Genomic DNA, 18053 nt, shown 5'->3' with positions numbered 1-18053 from the left:
AGATAACTTCAGGCTATGGCCGGAATATGATAAATGCTATGAATTTTCAGATATGATTTATTCTGATCGCAATGCGGTAACAGGATTTACGGATACCGTTCTGTACAAGGAATAGGTTAAAGTAATTAGAAAAAAAAGCACAACGATTATAGTTGGCAACAGGAAGAACCAAATGTCTATCCCAATATGATAGGCATAATTACTCAGCCACCTTCCTGATACAATACCTGACAGAACAAAACCAGCAGTTAGAGAAATGGCCATAAATCTCAAAAAATTTCTGGATAACTTCATGAGATCAAACAAATTTGCGCCCAGTACTTTATGGATAGCGATCTCTTTCTCACTTTCCTTGAAGGCATAATAAGTGATCATAAAAATGCAGAAAGAACAGATCAATAGTGTAAGACCACAAAAGAACCTCAGCCATTTCTGCAAACTGATCTCACTGATATAAAGCGTTTTAAAATCCTCAGTAAAAATACTATACACAAATTCACTTTCCGGGAATATCCTGCTCCATATTTGCCTAAGCGACCCAATTGTACTGGCAGTGTTAAACGGAGATATTTTTACAGTGGTCGTATGCCTCATATTCTCCCGTTCGAGGTGAAAGATCACAGGCTCAATCCTAAATTTCAAACTTTCCTGGTTAAAATCTGTCACTACCCCTATTACTTTTTTGTTGGCCCTTTTATGCTTTACAAACACCATCTGGCCTATAATATCTTCCGGCTTTTGATACCCCAGCTTACGGCAGGCTGTATAATTAACTATTATATCATCCTGATCACTCTCCTTTGTGAAAAAAGAACCTGCCATCAATTTCATACCATAGAGGTCGAAAAAGTTATACATCACTTCATTATGTGCAAACATAATGTAGGTATCTTTACCGATTTTTTCATTGGAGACGCCTCCCCATTGAGCGTAACCATTACTGCCTGGGCCATATACTGATCTGGTAATGCTAACGATACCAGGAAGACTTTTTGCTTCCTGATCAAAAGCCTCCATTTTTGACTTCACACTGCCGATATCCTCCAGATGTGGCTGTGGAATAAAAATGATATTCTCTCTGTTATATCCCATATCCTTATTAAGAATATAACTTACCTGTTTAAATACAACCTGCGTAAATGAAAGGAAAAAGATACAGATAGTAAACTGTACGATAATCGGTACCGATTTCAGTGTAAGCCTCCTGCTGAGGATCTTATCGCTTCGTTTAATAATATTGATTGGTTTAACTCTGGAAAATATAAATGCGTATAACAGGCTTATTAATACCGTAAAAAAAATGAAGCTTAAAAATATCCCGAGGTAAAACCAATATGATGAGGCTGTAATGGCGTAGTTATGAGGGAAGTTAAAGTACCTGGCTACCAACCCGGCAGTAACCAGGTAAATAAGCAGGCTTAATACAAGCGCAATACCTATCTGCAATATGGCTTCTGCGAAGAAGATCATCATATTGTCTTTGAGCGTGGCTCCCATCATTGTTCTGATACCGACCTCCCGCGCACGTCCGATTGTTTTTACAAGGGAAATATTGATAAAATTTAGATAAGTAATAAGAAAACAGATAACACCAATCAGCTCCAGCAGTAAGATAGTTTGTTCATAGCCACCTTCACTGCCCACAATTTCATTCTGCAGCTGTGATTTCAGGTGAATCATCTCCATTGGCTGTAGCTTGATTCTGACCGTAGCTGTTTTATATATCTCCATTTTAGCCAGTTCTTCATTGGTTTTATCTTCCACCATTTTGATATTCACATTATCGTTCAGCAGCAAATATGTCCAATGATTCATGGATAGTTTGAAACTATAAAATTGCTCAGGGATTTTAAACAGATGATGATTAGAACAGATCCAGTCCATTTGTATATGTGAGTTGGCTGGAAAATCCTTACATATACCGGTTATTTCAAACAGAAAGGTGGCATATTTCCCTTTGATCTTCACGGTTTTACCAATGGGATCTTCTCCGCCAAAATACTTACGGGCGGCTGATTCGGTCAGCACTACAGTATTAGGTTTTTTTAGTACTTCGGACGGATCTCCTTTCACAAGGGGAAACGAAAAGATATTAAAAAAAGTGGAGTCGACCTCAAATACTCTATTTTCCCGGTACACCACATTCTTATATACTATCGTACAGCCATCCGAAAGAGGAGTTAGGTTCACATAGTCTTTTACCCCACTAATAGTCCTTTTCATCAGATCAGCAGTCAATCCCAAAGAGGTAGCATACTCGGTGGTTTCATCGGATGCCACTAATTCGGTTTGAATGCGGTAGAGGTTCTTAACATTAGCGTGGAACTTATCAAAACTTTTCTCAAAGGCGATATACTTCAACAGATGAAGTACAGTGGCCGTTACCAGTGCCAACAACAGTATATTGGCCAATCCGATAAAATTCCGATGAATGAGATTCCGCCAGGCGTAAATAATGTTTCTTCTTAACATGCGAGAAAACTTAAAGTACTATTCATTTACATAGTAACCATTCCGGTAATACCTGCTAAGCGCAAAATCGGAAAGTTGCATCTGTTGTATCTGTGAAGAGCCCTCGATGATTTCGAGTATCTTTGCTTCCCGGAAAAGCTTTTCTACCGGGTAAATAGCGTTGCAACCATTCGCCCCGTGTACCTGCACTGCATCTGCTGCCACCTTCATCGCCGTAACTGAGGTAAAGTACTTTGCGATTTGGGTAGCAGTAATCATATCAGGATGATTTTCCTTTCGCCATGTGCCAGCTTGTATACATAGTGCTCTGGCAGCATGTACCTGGGCAACTGCGTCCCCAATTAAACCTTGTATCAACTGATATTCATGCAATGCTTTTCCAAACTGTTTCCTTCTACGGGCATAGGACACCATCGATTCAAGCGATTCCTGCGCTATAGCAAGACCTCCCCAGGCAACACTATAACGGCCATGATCCAACGCAGTATTTACGACGTAACGGAAGCCATTCCCAGGTTTACCTAACACCTGCTGATCTGTTACAGCAACTTCTGTGAACTCCAGCTCTGCCATTGCGGCAGCCCGGCCTGCCATCATTCCTTTCATTGGCGTCACACTTAGCCCCGGGCTGTTCTTTTCCACGACAAAGGCCGTTATACCCTCAGCACCAGTAGCAATTACCAGGAAAAGATCTGCCCTGTTTCCAAAAGTGATCCACTTTTTCCTACCGCTGATCAGATACCCTCCTGATTTTTTCCTATAAGTAGTCTGAATCCCCGCAGCATCACTGCCTGCAAGAGGTTCAGACAATGCAAAAGCCGCTATAACAGCTCCTTTAGCCATTAAAGGCAACCAGTGATTTTTCTGTGGAGTAGTACCATACCGGAGAATACTTTCTCCAACAAGAGAGGAATGTACTGTTAACAAGGACCGGGTAGAACAACATGCTTTTCCTATCTCTTCTGTGATGTAACCATAAATCAGTGGGTCAAGGCCTAGTCCACCATATTCTTTCGGAAAAGTAACTGCAAGCAGCCCGTTTGATGCCAGCCTTTGAATAATTTCTTCAGGCACACATCCACTATCTTCAATATTCGCGGAAAATGGCCGCAGATACATATCTGCAAAACATTTCGCCATCTCCTGCCAATTTTCAGTCATGACCTGTTTTTGAAGATAGCTTATTAACAACCAACCGCTCTATGTTATTTACTGAGCTGAAATTATTGATATCAATCTCCTCGTTCTCAAGTACAATATCAAAAGTCTGCTCCACATAATTGAGTAACTTCATTGCAAACAACGAGTTTACAAATCCTAACTCAAAAATGTTATCCTCATTACTAAAGGAAACATTGTCATTGAAGGAAACAAGATGCCGGCCGATAAATGTTCGGATACTTTCTTTTACTTCCATTTTGAAATCAGTTGATGGTCTGTAATTTTAATATATCCAGGCAACTTCACTGGCTGAGCCGCTCCATTTTCGAACAAAATAAATCCTGCTTTGCCGGAGATTTCCATAAACCCGGCAAACTTAAATGTGAGGTACATCATCCTGTTGCTGCTGGTTTGCTGAAAATCAGCGCTCACTTTCTTATTATTCTGAAATGCCTGGTTTAAAATATAGTTAATCAGTACTGTACCAATACCATGTGAAATAACCCGGCAGGAAACCAACATCATACGCAGGTGCCAGTATGATGGTAGCTTCTCCACTAATGCCAGGGCTATTTTCCCATAAGATCCGAATTTGTCCGTCAGCTCACATACCAGCAAATCGTGATGAGGTGAGGTCCTAAAATAATTAAGCTCATCATAACTGTATACTGTACCTGTAGCATTATACTGATTAGTGCGCAGCGTAAGCTCCTCTGCTCTCTCCAGATCCGCTTCAGCAGCAGGAGATATCAACAACTCCATATTCAGTTGTGCAAGGAACTGTTCCCTGGGCCCCTTAAATTCCTCCTCCTCTCTGGTTCTTTCCATAGCTTCTACATACATAATTCTTCGTCGCCGGCTGTCAGAGGTAATGAATTTTGGTTGCAATCTTTTATCGGTTAGCAGAAGTCTAAAGTCCGCAGCATCTATGCACGAAATTTCCTGATGTACATTTTTCACCTCTTCTCTTTCAAATGGCTGATCATCTATAAACAAGAAAGTATCAATTCCCAGGTTCAGTTGCTCATGTATTCTCAATACTGCATGAGATTTAGCGTTCCAGCCAATCTGAGGAAAGAGAAAATAATGTACAATACCTAGTTCTGTCAGCTTTGCGATTGCTTCCTCGTAATTATTCTTACTCGCAACGGAATGTAATATGCCTCTGTCATCCAACTCCTCCAATACTTCCCGTATTCCATCCCGAAGCTCCACTGTTTTGTCTTCCAACAAAATACCCTTCCAGATAGTATTATCCAGATCCCATATCACACATTTGACCTCTTTCATGTTGAACAACTTTAATATTGATAAAATCCTCTCCCGGTTTTTTTACCGAGTTGTCCGGCTGCTACCATTTTCTCCAGCAACGGGCAACAACGAAACTTCGGATCCTGATAGCTGTCATACAATATTTTAAGGGAATGTAATACTGTATCTAACCCTATAAGATCCGCCGTTTCCAACGGGCCCATAGCATGCCCATAACCTTTTCTGAAAATAATATCTATATCTTCCGCCACTGCTATGCCTTCCTGTACCAGGAAAGCTGCTTCATTCATAAATAAGTGTGATAATCTGTTTGCCACAAAGCCAGTAGCATCATTTACAAGTACCGGGAATTTGCCAATGCGCTGTAAAAAAAAACGCATAAAATCAATGGTTCCTTCCGAAGTATGATACCCCCTCACCAGTTCTACCAGCTCCTTCAGTGGCACTGGATTGAGGAAGTGAGCGCCTATTACCTTCGACGGATCGGGAAGCCACGAAGCAATTTTCGTAATCGAAATACAGCTGGTATTTACAGCATAAATGGCATTATTGTTAGTGATGGCAGACAATTGCTGATACAGCTGCTGTTTCAATGTCACATTCTCCGGTATATTCTCTATGACCAGGTTTACCTGCTCCCAGTTTTGATACACCGTGGTAAATTGAATGCGCGACAAAAGATCCGTAAGGCTTTTTTGCTTCCAGTCTTTTCTTATCATCTGAAACATCCTGAAGTCTTCTCTCATTCTTTTTTCCGCTACCTGCAAAGAATCCTGATCCTTATCCTTCAGGATAATTGTATGACCATGGAACGCAAGGTCCATTGCCAGATGGGTGCCCATTGTACCGGCACCGATAACGGCTATAATGTCATTACTCATTGCTGTTTCTTAAATAAAGAGAGGAGTATTATGCGGAACCTTTATCTTTTCAAATACAAAGTTCATGATCGCCTTCTGCATATGTAACCGGTTACCGGCCTCATCAAATATGATTGAACGCGGTCCGTCTTTCACCTCCGCGGTTACTTCTTCGCCCCGTATGCTAGGCAAACAATCCATGTATACAGCATCCTGATTAGCTACTTCAAAATGCCGGGATGAAAGGCACCAATCCGTCCTTATTGTTTTTTTTACTTCCTGCTCCTTTTCATCACTCAGATTCAGTGCTTTCCAACTCTTTACATAAATCACATCCGCCCCTTCTGAGGCTTCCATCATATTATGCGAAAAGGACAACTGGCCGCCTGAAATCGCTGCCTGCGCCTTAGCGAAGTCTATATATGCGGCATCCGGCTCAAATCCCTCCGGAAAAGCCAACACCAAATTCATTCCGAGAAGCGCAGCTGCACTCATCATGGAATGCGTAACACCAGGAGATTTTTGCCGCTGTGCAAAGCCCCATGTCAACACTACTTTCTTCTTTCGAAAATCAGGCCCCAGTTGCTCCTTCATCGTAAGCACATCACTCATTACCTGGCAGGGATGATCTTTATCATCTAATGCATTTATAACAGGAAAGGACGTATTGGCGGCAAGCGTCTCCAGCGCCTCTCTTCCACTACCATAATTGTTCATATCATACATTCTTACAATCAAACCATCAAGAAATTTATCCATTACTCTGGCGGTATCTCTGATAGTCTCTCTGTTCTTAAGTTGCAGATCACTGGCATTCAGATATTCTGCATGCCCGCCCATTTGTCTGACCCCCGCAAGAAAAGACAGACGGGTACGTGTGGATGCCACACTGAAGAGCATCCCCAGTGTTTTCCCCGACAGCAACTGTGCAACATCTTTCTGGCCGGATTTAATTGCCTCAGCATCCTGCAATATCTGCTCAAGCTCCTCTCCGGAGAATGACCTTAAATCAATAAAATCTCTTTTATGCATATTAATCCCATTAATTACCTCTTGTTACTACATCCATCGGAGAGGGAAATACCACCGGGTTTTCCCGAATCACTTTTTCCACAAATGCTACGCCAGCCGAACAATCATTCTGTGCACGGAAGATCCGCTGAAAATGGAGTACCGACTTCTTTATTTCCTCGTTTCCCAACACATAGTCAATCTGCCGCAGGAATTCCTTGTCTGTAACACTTTTAAATGAATTGCTGACTCCCAGACGATGATATATCACCCTTGCCGCATTTCCGGGCTGGTCACATCTCAATGGAAAAACAATCATTGGTACCCCAAAGTAAACAGCCTCTTTAATGGAAGAAGGCCCTCCATGTGTGATAAAAAGATCAGCAATGCCAAGTACCTTTATTTGTGGTACAAAGTCCTGTACCTGTACATTGGGCGGATAAGGCTGGAGATCCGGATGCATATCTTCCCTAGGCATACTCAGTACAAGATGCAGATCTGCTCTTTGCCGAAATGCCGCTAACAACTGATGATAAAAATGAAACCGGTCATCTGCATTGGTGTAAAAACTCAATGTGCCCAACGCACAATATATTACCCTTTGTTGTGAAGTAGCTTTTAACTCAAACGATCTGCCATCTACTCTATCCAGATAAACATGCGTACCTCCGTAAACATAATCCGAAAGATGCTTTTTACCAGGAAAATCCAGTTCAGGCGGGAAAGCATAATAATCAAATCCAATCAGACGATGGCGATGTTCTGCCATATAGTATCTGCCCCCCAACTTTCTGATTTGCCGGTATATATCCAACTTTTTATACTTCTTATCTTTATAATTTCTGAGGTAAAAACCATATAAAAAAAAGCGGTAGCTTCTTGCGACGAAATTTTTATGCGACAACAGCCATGCACCAGTGTTAAGTAGCCACGAATACCACTTTGTTGTATAATGCAGGCCCGAAAATGCAGGGGGGACCTTTGCACTAAATCTATGCACCAGGATATTCTCAAAAAAAATAAGCGGAACACCGTATTTCAGGAAATTAACCGATAGCAACAGATTTTCAGTCAGGCAAACACATGGGCGTTCTTCCAGAATTCGCTTCTCAATCTTCCGGTTTACGACCTGCTGATATAGATAAAAGTGCCTGACATGTGCACCCAGTGACTTGATATTTCTTTTCTTCTGCCGCGGATTCAACAATACATACTTGAATCCATTCTCCCTGATATGCATGCTCTCCTTTCCCATGGCAAGATATAATACCTCATAGCCCATCTTAAGCAGTTGTTTGGCTAATACAAAACTGCTGTTCAAAGAACTCGTCTCTTGTAATAAGAAAAATATCTTTTTCCTGGTATCACCCTCAAAGGAAGTGTGCTGCATGAGAAAATTCAGTAAAATGGATCAGAGGACTCACATTGGCAGGCGCCGGGTATTGATCATATCCTCCAGGAAAGAAACACCTTTGCTGCAACCATATTGCGTACCCGACATCTGTTTAAAATCATGTACTGCCGCTTTGATTTCGCGATTGCTAAGTATGTAGTTAATCATCCGGGCAATTTTCTTCGAGGACACCCTGCGGAAATTTCCACGGACACCCAGTTTATGATATACTACCCTTGCAGCATTGCCAGGTTGATCAACAGCACCCGGAAATACTATCATCGGTACACCGAAGCTAATCGCTTCCTTTATGGAAGACGACCCTCCATGCGTAATAAATACATCTGTTGCTGACAACACCTTTAGCTGGGGAACAAAGGAATGTACCTGCACATTTTTCGGAATGGGCAACAACAGATTTTCAAGATCTTCCTTCGGTAAACTAAGCACCAGATAGAGGTGTGGCTGTGGCCCTACTGCAGCCAGCAACTGGTTGTAAAAATCAAGCCGTTCCCGCTGTTTCAGATGTTGAAGACTCCAGGTTCCCAGCGAACAATAGATTATCTTCTGTCCTTCACGTGCCTTCAATTCAAAAAAAGTATTATCATTCCGGTCCCTGTAAATATGCGCCCCGCCATACACAAATGCAGAGCGATGTTTTTTACCAGGTATATCTATTTCAGCAGCAAATGAAAAATAATCAGGCGCTTTCAGACGATACCCATATTCACACCAGTAATAAATTCCACCATATGATCGGATTTCCCTCAGATAATCCAGCTTCCGGAAAGGCCGGCGAGAAAGCCAAAATAAACCATACAGACAAAACAATCCCTTCTTCCGGCAGAATTGAAAATAGGTAGATATCCATGAGTACACGTTCGCGATTCCTCTATACCATTCCTCCCCGGGAGGCAGAGCAGAAAAAACAGCTGGCACTTTATTACTAAAGCGGTAAACAAACTCATTCACATAATTTACCACAGGCACCTGATGGCGCAATAACTTCACTGTAAGTGGCAAACTCAATACATTGACAAGGCATAGACACGGTCTATCGCGCAAAATCAACTGCTCAATTTTTCTATTAACGATGTATTGATAGATGTAATAATATTTTACATAAGCCCCCAATCCACGCAGGTGACGTTTTCTGGACTGGCGGGGATCCAGCAATTCATACCGGAAACCATTATCTTTTATATATTTTGCTTCCCGACCAAATACAAGATACAACACAATATATCCTTTTTGCTCCAACTCCCGCGCCAGGATGAAACTGCTGTTGTAGGCGCTCTTCTCACCCAGCAGAAAAAAAATCCTTTTCTGATTAACCATCTCATTCACCGTTAGTACCTTTTGTGGCTTCAGTCCAGCTCAATGATATCATTGGTCTCCGACAACTTATACAAGAAATAAGTACCTATGGCTATATCAAAAACAGCCATTCCCATAGGATTAAACATCACAGGCATAGCGAGTGGATATGCGGCAATACAGTCACCATACACCACATCAACAATCGACCTCGTTTCCGCTTGTTGAAGTCCCCTCTCCGTATGCATTACTTCAATATCGGTTTTTTCCCGACAAACTTCATCCCAATTATCCACGATGATTGATTCCCGAAACCAATCGAAGGCAACCGGCATATAGTCTCTCAGGGATACGTTCAAATGAAGAGAGCCATTCTTTGGCCGTCTATCTATATATGGGGACTTAGCTACTGTGCATGTAATAAAGATATCTGCAGTATCATATGTCTCCCTCCAACTATCCGTTATCAGAATTTTCGCCCTGATGTCTGATGAAAATTCTGAAAGGTCTATTTCTTTTAAATCATAAAGCAGAATCCTTTCGAGCTTTTCACCCAGTATAGCATCACACATTTTAAGATGATACCTTCCGATAGGTCCAAAACCGGAAATACCAAGGGTCAGCGCCTCCGGATTTCTGGCACGCATGAATCGCTGTATTACCATTCCACTTACAGAGGCGGTTCTGATAGCACTAAGCAGCGCCGTATTAATCACTGCTTCTGGCTTACCTGTGCTGGCATTATTCAGGATTACTACACTATGGGCTCTTGCAAGACCTTTATTAATATTATCGGGAAAACTGGCTATCCATTTAATACCAGACATATTACAGGAGCCACCTACATATGCAGGCATGGCAATGATCCTGTTTTTCATGTCATTGTAACGCAGATAAGGCTTTATGGGTTGTGCATATTCATTGTTGAACAAACAACCTGTTGTGTCAGCGATAACGCCGATTGTTTCCCGCCAGTTGAGATCTGCTTGTTTTAAATGATTTTCATTCAAATACTTCATCTCCTAATCTATTAATATAGTTCTTTTCGCAAGTATTTCCTCACACCATTGCCTGTTATAGATGGTATTACAATAACGTTCTCCCCTATCCGGCAATACACAAAGCACATTCACAGGATATTTGCGTGAAAACCCGGAAAAAAATTTCTTCATTGCTGCATATACTGCTCCTGAAGAGCCGCCGGAAAAAATCGAATGCTCGTTGAGCAGCTCCTGACAATTCATTATAACATCCGCTTCACTCACCCAAACCACCTGATCTATCAACGCACTTTTCAATATATCCGGCACCATGCTGGAACCAATTCCCGGAATAGATCTTTTCATTGGCTTTGCGCCGAAAATAACAGAACCTTCCATATCCACTGCAATAACAGCTACCTCCGGAAACCGTTCTTTTATTCTTCTCGAAACCCCTGTAATAGTACCTCCAGAGCTGACACCCAGAAAAACATAGTCCAGTCCTGTATTAAAATCAGTACAAATCTCTTCTCCAAGTGATTTATAATAAGCTTCCGCATTCAGCTCGTTCCCATACTGATTGATCCAGTAACTGTTCTTGATAGAGGCCTTCAGTTCTTTCACTTTTTCAATCCTTGCCAATAAATATCCTCCATTCTTGTCTATTGTAGTCACCTTACATATCTCGCTGTTATAATAGCTACCGATCAGCATTTCATTAATAGGGGAAATATTCGGATCAATAACGCAGATAAACTTTAGGGAAAACAATTTGCAATACGCAGCTAGGGCCACTCCAAAATTACCCGAAGAAGATTCTATGATCGTAGTATCCTGGTCTATAATTTTCTCCCTCAGACATTTTTGCAGAATATAACAGGCTGCCCTGTCTTTTACGCTGCCTGTAGGATTATAGTATTCCAATTTACAAAACAGGTTTACGTCGGGCAATTCTGGTGTATCCAGTTTTATCACCGGTGTATTACCAACTTTTTCTAGGATGCTGGAGATAACCATTTTGTTCATTTATTAATGTAAAATATATACTGACAGAAGGAAATTGTGTGTTCAAATCTGATTAAACAGCGCTTTTAGGTCATTTTCGTCCAGTTCAGAGGTATCAAAATCCGATGCGGTGAAATAACGGCCCGGCGCCACCATGATATGCCGGAGAATCTCATCCAGTGCCGTCATATATTGCTGTAAAAAGTTTGTAGCCTCGTGAATAGTCAAGCAACGCCTGTCATAATTAAGCGTTACCTTCATTCGGCCGTGGATCACCATTACATTTATTTCAAGTTTTGCTGTAGGACTGTTTTCCGGAGCAGTTTCTTCCCCCGAAAAAACGTCTTCATAAGAGAAAAGATCATTGTCCGTATCCTGATCAAACTGGCCCAAATAATTCAATCTTACGGCCGTCCCCTGGCCTTGATCATGAAACTTTTCGTACAGGTATTTTAATATACAATAACCTATGCCCTGTTGGGGTATGTTATTAAGCAGCTCTTTTACATACCTTATTTGCAGGCCAATATCATCTGTATCCCAATACAGACTAATCGGATACATCACAGTAAACCAGCCAATAGTCCTTGCCGCATCTTCCCCGGGCAAGCTTCTCCCATGATGCTCCATTTCTATTTTGATATTGGGCGTATTACTCCATTCATTTAAAACTCTTGCCAACGCCACAGTAAGTAACATCAACGTATCAGTATTATACACCAGATGTGCGCCCTTTAATATAAAATCAGTGAGCTTCTCATCAAGATGAGCCACTGCAGCGCCGGTGCCGGGTAACTCAACCGATTTTCCGTACTTCATCGGGATATCAAATACGGTCGATGACATGTTCTGCCAGAATGTGAAGGTTCGCTCCAGTATATTCTCTTGCAGCGCATATCTTTCCAATAACTGCGGCCATTCTTTGTATGACACTGTTTTATTGGATAACAACGGCGGCCGTCCATCTTCCAGTGCAGTATACAAACGATACAAATCCTCCAACAATATTCTCCAACTAATACCATCTATCACCAGATGATGGGCTGTGACCAGCAATAACATAGTGCTATCCTGGAATATAATCACTGGCTTTATAAGTAGCGCATTATGGATGTTGAATGTATTTTTTATACTACGTCCTATCTCCGCCAGGGTCTCTGTTCCGCTTAATGTATGCGTATCGATCTTAAATCCTCCCGGGTAATCATTATTAAAGAACAGGCAATTAATTTTTCTATCATAATTCAAACGAAGTGCATCATGATGCTCAATTATTTTTGCGAAAGCTGCTTCCAATAAAGACTTATCAATGTCCTTTTTAAACTTCAGTACTATTGATTGATTAAAGTAATGCGGATTTTTAAATTGTTGTCCGAAAAACCATTGTTCTATAGGCGTCTTCACTTTAAATCCTTCCGTAATTCCCTGTTCGACATTTACTTCACCCGTAAAAGATGCATGCAAACTCAATTGCGAAATTGTGGGATTGGTAAGTATACTTCTTGTAGAAACACTGATGTTTTCATCTCTCAGGTATCCGGCTATCTGAACAGCTTTAATGGAATCACCACCGTAATCAAAAAAATTATCCTCCACACCGATGTTTGACATCTTGAAAACCTTCTCCCATGCAGCCACTAACCGTTCTTCCATTATATTTCCCGGTGCAATATATTTTACATGGCTTTCAACGGATGGCGATGGTAAACGTTCCAGATCCACTTTTCCGTTTCTGGTCAACGGAATAGCGTCGACTACGACAAACTTTGCCGGAATAAGGTAACCCGGTAAATGCAAACGCAACTGTATTTGCAGGCTTTTCAGGAAATTTTCTGCAGAGATATTCTTACTACCCATTACCAGGTACGCACATAAGTATGCTCCCCCATCTTCGTCTTTGCGAACTAATACCACTACGTCTTTTATATCTGCAACAACTTTTATTTGCTGCTCTATTTCCGCTGGTTCTACTCTATAACCGTTTATTTTTACCTGACTATCTATCCTCCCCTGAAAATCAATCTCATCACTGCTTAATTTCCGCGCCAGGTCACCCGTTTTATACATTCTTCTTCCTGAGCAAAAAGGATCGCTGATAAACCGTTGTTCCGTGAGGATAGGATCATGCCAGTAACCAGCTGCCAGAGAGTCTCCTGCAATATAAATTTCCCCGGTAACTCCGTATGGTACAGGATTCAGATATTGATCCAATAAATAGATAGCCGTGTTGTCAATTGGCCTGCCAATTGGAACGGTCAGTCCATTATCTCTTTCAGGCTGGTATAAATATATCATACATCCTACTGTTGCCTCTGTTGGACCATATTCGTTATAAATATGAACATTTTCCCCAAGAAGGTTAGTGATAGCAGACACCAGCGATGTTGTCAATGCCTCGCCGCCGACAATGATTTTCCTGATGCGTGTTGCCTCTCCTCTGCTAATCAATGATGGAGCTCCCACCATCATCTTCAGATGTGAAGGAGTTAACTTGATAACATCTACGCAGTTGTCTTCCAGCACCCGCTCAATCGACAATTTATTGCTGGTATCTTTATATATCACAATGGTGTTATTGCTTAGCAAGGGAACAAAAATGCTGGTAATAGTAAGATCAAATGATATCGAGGTAAACAATGGAAAATTTGCTGGCTTCTCTGCTGCATATACTTTAGCCCCCCACCACGCGTAATTGACCAGCGACCGGTGTGTAACCATCACTCCTTTGGGGTTACCCGTTGTTCCGGAAGTATAGATGATATAAGCAATACTTTCCGGGGAAATATCTTTTTTAAATGGAAGATCTAAATCAGGATATACAGTGTATCCATCCACGTTAACAAAAATACAATCAGGCAGTTCCAATTCGTATTGCCTTGCTATATTCTCTTCATCTGTGAGCACTATCATTGCGCCACAATCTCTCAGTATATATTTTATTCTTGCTAACGGCAATACCGGATCAATCGGAACAAATGCGCGCCCCGACTTAAGTACAGCCAACATGGCGATTACCAGGCCGGCGCCTCTTTCAAGAAGAATACCTACAGGCTCATTATTCCCTGGCGCGGCCTTTTCCAGGAAGGCGGCCAGCCGCTCAGCTTTGCTTTCCAGTTCTCTGCCAGCCATTGCCAATCCATCCTCAGTGATAACAATATGCCCGGGATCCCTTGCGATTGCCTCACTTATCAGCTCATTCACCGGCATGTGCCGTGGATAATCTACGGCAGTAGCATTAAAGGCTACAGTATGCGCCTGAAATTCTCCCGACGAAAGCATATTTACCCCTGCGATAGTTGTATCTATTGATACGCTAAAATATCGTAGTACATTTTTGTAGTGCTGTCCAAGCCTGTCAATGGTAGCAGGTACCAAAAGCGTAGTTGCGTATTCGATATAAAACTGATCTTCTGTTTCAAACATTTCCAACGAAATATCATACTTGGTAATGCCAGGATCAAAGAAATATCTGCTGAGATGAATATTGTCTTTGTCAGATGTAGGTGCTTCCAGCTGCTGATAGATAAACATGGTATCGAAGAGCTGATTTCTGCTCATTTCACGTCGAGCTCCTGCTGCTGCTACCATCTCACTAAATGGATAGTCCTGCCGGGCTATAGCCTCATGTGATATTTCAGCGAGTATGCTAAGAAATGCGGCAAGTGTTTTATTTCCATCGGGAGCTGCCCTTAGCGCCAGGTTATTGACAAACATTCCAAAAACACCCTGCCAGGCAGCTTTAGAACGTCCGCTTACCGGTACCCCGACTATTATATCCTCCTGTCCGGTATACTTTGCCAGTGTAATATACCAGGCGGCCAAACAAATGGTAAAAAGCGAAACACCGTGTTCCTTTGCCGTAACACGTAGTTGCTGTTTTAAATCAATATCCCAATTGAAAGTCTGCTTTCCTCCTCCATGATCAAATATCAGCGGACGAGTCTTATCAATGGAGAAAGATAATACAGGCAAATCGCCCCGAAGATGCTCTTTCCAGAAAGACTGATGTATAGTCATTACATCACTGCCGGCGCTACTTTTCTGCCAACCGACATAGTCCATGTAATTATATATTGCCGGGGATAGTACTTCTCCTCTATACAAAGGCATTAATTCCTTAAAGAAAATACCAATCGAAATACCGTCCGCAATAATATGATGAAAGTCCGCAAATAAAATAATATCTCCCTCTAAAACATGGAATATCTTTATGCGGAAAAGCGGTCCTTCGTGGAGATCAAATGCCTGCACAGCATTCACTAACGCAGTATCTATATCTGCTGCAGAAATATCCTCATAAATTATTTCTACATTAACATCTGCTTTTACAAACAATACCGGCTTCCCGTCCTGGTATCCAAAAAATGCCTTTAACAGCTGGTGCCTGCTCAACATTTGACTTACACTTTTCTCAAGTGCCTGGGTGTTCATTTCTCCCTTCCAACAAAAAGCGGATGGAATATTATAAGCGGTAGTAGCTGGATTTGACTGCCATAAATAATATAACCTCTCTTGTGCAGACGATAACGGGTAACCAGCCGCCGATAGTATATGGGAATCAGAAAGCGGTATAGTATCGGCATATGCCTGGTCAATATACCGGGAAAGCCTTCTTATATCAGGATAGGTATACAAATCTGCCAACGATAAATCAAAACCCATTGATACCTGAATGCGCATGAGCAGCCTGGCAGCCAGCATTGAGTTTCCTCCTATAGAAAAAAATTGATCATCAGCACCCACCTCCCGCAGTCCCAGTACTTCTTCCCATATCGCCGTCAACGCTTCTATTGTAACACTATCAGACCTATGCTCCTTTCTGCCGACAGCGCTGATACTCTGTGCTATATCTCCAAGAATCGCATCAAAATCTCCGGCCGCATATTGCGCAATGAGCTTGTAACGTTGTATTTTACCACTGGTTGTTTTGGGTATTTCCCTGACTGGAATAATGTATTCCGGTACCACCCCCGTTCTTTCATTAATAATTTGTTCCAGGCCCGAATATAAATTCAAAAAATCTGTTACAGTACCTCTATGCTGTACAAATACCAATACTTCTTCTTTAATCTTTTGAGGATTGTAATACCCTGCTACTGCTATCTTCCCGGCGCGTATCTTTGGGTGTCCCTGCGCCTGTAGCTCCAGGTCATGCGGATAAAAATTTTGCGCGTTAACCAGGATCAGGTCCTTCTCCCTGCCGGTTATATATAATTCTCCATCTAACATAAACCCAAGATCACCTGTGTCCAGCCATCCTTCTCCCGAAATGGCTGCTGCTGTAGCTGCCTCATTATTATAATAACTGGCTGTAACATTATCACCTTTGATCAGGATATGTCCTATAATACCTGGCTCTACAGACTGGCGCTCGTTATCTGTGAGTAAAACGCTGCAGTTATCCCGGAGTGGCTTACCTACATTTACAAAGGTAATCCCCTCGCTGTGCAGGGGCATTACCTCTGCTTTGCTACCTATACCCAACGATTTCCGGTTAATTGTAATACTCTTCACCGGTGCCCCTGGCTGACTGAAAGTCACTGCCAGGCATGCCTCCGCCAATCCATACACAGGAAATATTGTGCAGGCAGACAGCCCATAACGTGCCATTCTCAATGTAAAAGCATCACACAAGGCGGCGGAAATAGGCTCTGCACCATTCGTTATAATTCTAAGACAGGAAAGATCAATACCTTGTAATTCGTAGCTATCAAGGTAATTGAGAATATAAGCATAGCCAAAATTAGGTGAAGCGGTAAACGTAATCCGGAACTTGCTGATTACCTCCAACCACAAAGCTGGCCGTCGTATAAATAATTCCGTCGGCATTATATAATGTTCCCAACCTGCTACCATCGGTGTTAAATGATAGCCAATTAGTCCCATGTCATGCGTAAGGGGCATCCAGCTGAAAAAAATATCGCCACTTTCAGGTGCATCAATATGCCGGAGAATCGCTTTGCAATTAGTAAGAATATTCTTATGAGTGAGCGTTACTCCTTTGGGAGCGTTGGTAGATCCGGATGAAAATTGCACGTAAGCTATGTCATTTTCATTTGCAGGGAATATCTCACCGATACCTTTATTTTCCCAGGACTCCTCCAGCAACAGTATCCTGTCAGTCAGATTTTCCAGGCTGGTGTCCGCAATTCCGGAAGGGAAGCCTGTTTTTAATTTCTCTAATGTTTCCTTAGTTGTGATCAGTGAGGGATTATCCAGACAAGTCCATACGTTGTACAACTTCAGGTATTGATCATAAGTTTTGCCAACAGCAAGAGGTACCGGAATGATACCTCCCAATATACAGGCCCAATAGGTAACGAGAAACAATGAGGGTTCTTCTATCTGCACTATAATTTCGTCATGTGGCCTCAACCCTTTTTTTTGCAAATAAAAGAGCAAACAGCTAGCCTTATTATATAATGTAGTGTAGGAAATATGCTCCTTAACTGAATTACTCTTAATAAAACACACGCCGCGCATATCAGCCTTTCTTGCTTCCAAAAGATCAATAAGCGTGTTGAATGTCTCTGACATCGTTGCTGTATAATATAGATTTGAAAAGTATTCTCCTGTATAGTC

The 18053-nt window shown here is 41.9% G+C and carries 10 protein-coding genes; all 10 read right to left on the bottom strand.

The annotated features are described in order from the left end of the window. Window positions 1-57 precede the first annotated feature (57 nt). The 10 genes from UNH61_RS10520 to UNH61_RS10475 all read right to left on the bottom strand — a co-directional run bounded on the left by UNH61_RS10520 (window position 58) and on the right by UNH61_RS10475 (window position 17954). The gene (locus UNH61_RS10520) at window positions 58-2472 is read right to left on the bottom strand and encodes an ABC transporter permease (RefSeq protein ID WP_326992062.1); all 2415 of its coding nucleotides are present in this window, start codon (window positions 2470-2472) and stop codon (window positions 58-60) included. A gap of 18 nt (window positions 2473-2490) precedes the next feature. After that, the gene (locus tag UNH61_RS10515) at window positions 2491-3633 is read right to left on the bottom strand and encodes an acyl-CoA dehydrogenase family protein (RefSeq protein WP_326992061.1); all 1143 of its coding nucleotides are present in this window, start codon (window positions 3631-3633) and stop codon (window positions 2491-2493) included. 246 nt (window positions 3634-3879) lie between these two features. Next, window positions 3880-4923, bottom strand: coding sequence for an HAD-IIIC family phosphatase (locus UNH61_RS10510; protein WP_326992060.1), 1044 nt, complete (start codon window positions 4921-4923; stop codon window positions 3880-3882). 11 nt (window positions 4924-4934) lie between these two features. After that, window positions 4935-5786, bottom strand: a complete 852-nt coding sequence (locus tag UNH61_RS10505; RefSeq protein WP_326992059.1) for a 3-hydroxyacyl-CoA dehydrogenase family protein — start codon at window positions 5784-5786, stop codon at window positions 4935-4937. Window positions 5787-5795: 9 nt separating this feature from the next. Next, complete coding sequence (locus UNH61_RS10500; RefSeq protein WP_326992058.1) at window positions 5796-6797, bottom strand: hypothetical protein; 1002 nt, start codon at window positions 6795-6797, stop codon at window positions 5796-5798. A gap of 10 nt (window positions 6798-6807) precedes the next feature. After that, window positions 6808-8097 (bottom strand): nucleotide disphospho-sugar-binding domain-containing protein, encoded by a 1290-nt coding sequence (locus tag UNH61_RS10495; RefSeq protein WP_326992057.1) that lies wholly within the window; start codon window positions 8095-8097, stop codon window positions 6808-6810. A 99-nt stretch (window positions 8098-8196) separates the two neighbouring features. Continuing rightward, window positions 8197-9507: a nucleotide disphospho-sugar-binding domain-containing protein gene (locus UNH61_RS10490; protein ID WP_326992056.1), complete on the bottom strand. Its 1311-nt coding sequence runs from the start codon at window positions 9505-9507 to the stop codon at window positions 8197-8199. Window positions 9508-9536: 29 nt separating this feature from the next. After that, window positions 9537-10505, bottom strand: a complete 969-nt coding sequence (locus tag UNH61_RS10485; protein WP_326992055.1) for a 2,3-diaminopropionate biosynthesis protein SbnB — start codon at window positions 10503-10505, stop codon at window positions 9537-9539. Between the two features lie 3 nt (window positions 10506-10508). Then, window positions 10509-11492 carry a 2,3-diaminopropionate biosynthesis protein SbnA gene (gene sbnA / locus UNH61_RS10480; protein WP_326992054.1) on the bottom strand — a complete coding sequence of 328 codons (984 nt, stop codon included), beginning with the start codon at window positions 11490-11492 and terminating at the stop codon, window positions 10509-10511. A 42-nt stretch (window positions 11493-11534) separates the two neighbouring features. Continuing rightward, window positions 11535-17954, bottom strand: coding sequence for a non-ribosomal peptide synthetase (locus UNH61_RS10475; RefSeq protein ID WP_326996162.1), 6420 nt, complete (start codon window positions 17952-17954; stop codon window positions 11535-11537). Window positions 17955-18053 lie beyond the last annotated feature (99 nt).

Origin of the sequence: Chitinophaga sp. 180180018-3 (genome assembly GCF_037893185.1) — a bacterium.
In the GTDB taxonomy this organism is placed as follows: domain Bacteria; phylum Bacteroidota; class Bacteroidia; order Chitinophagales; family Chitinophagaceae; genus Chitinophaga.
Note: the sequence above shows the minus strand (reverse complement) of the source record. Positions and strands in the feature narration are given on the sequence as shown.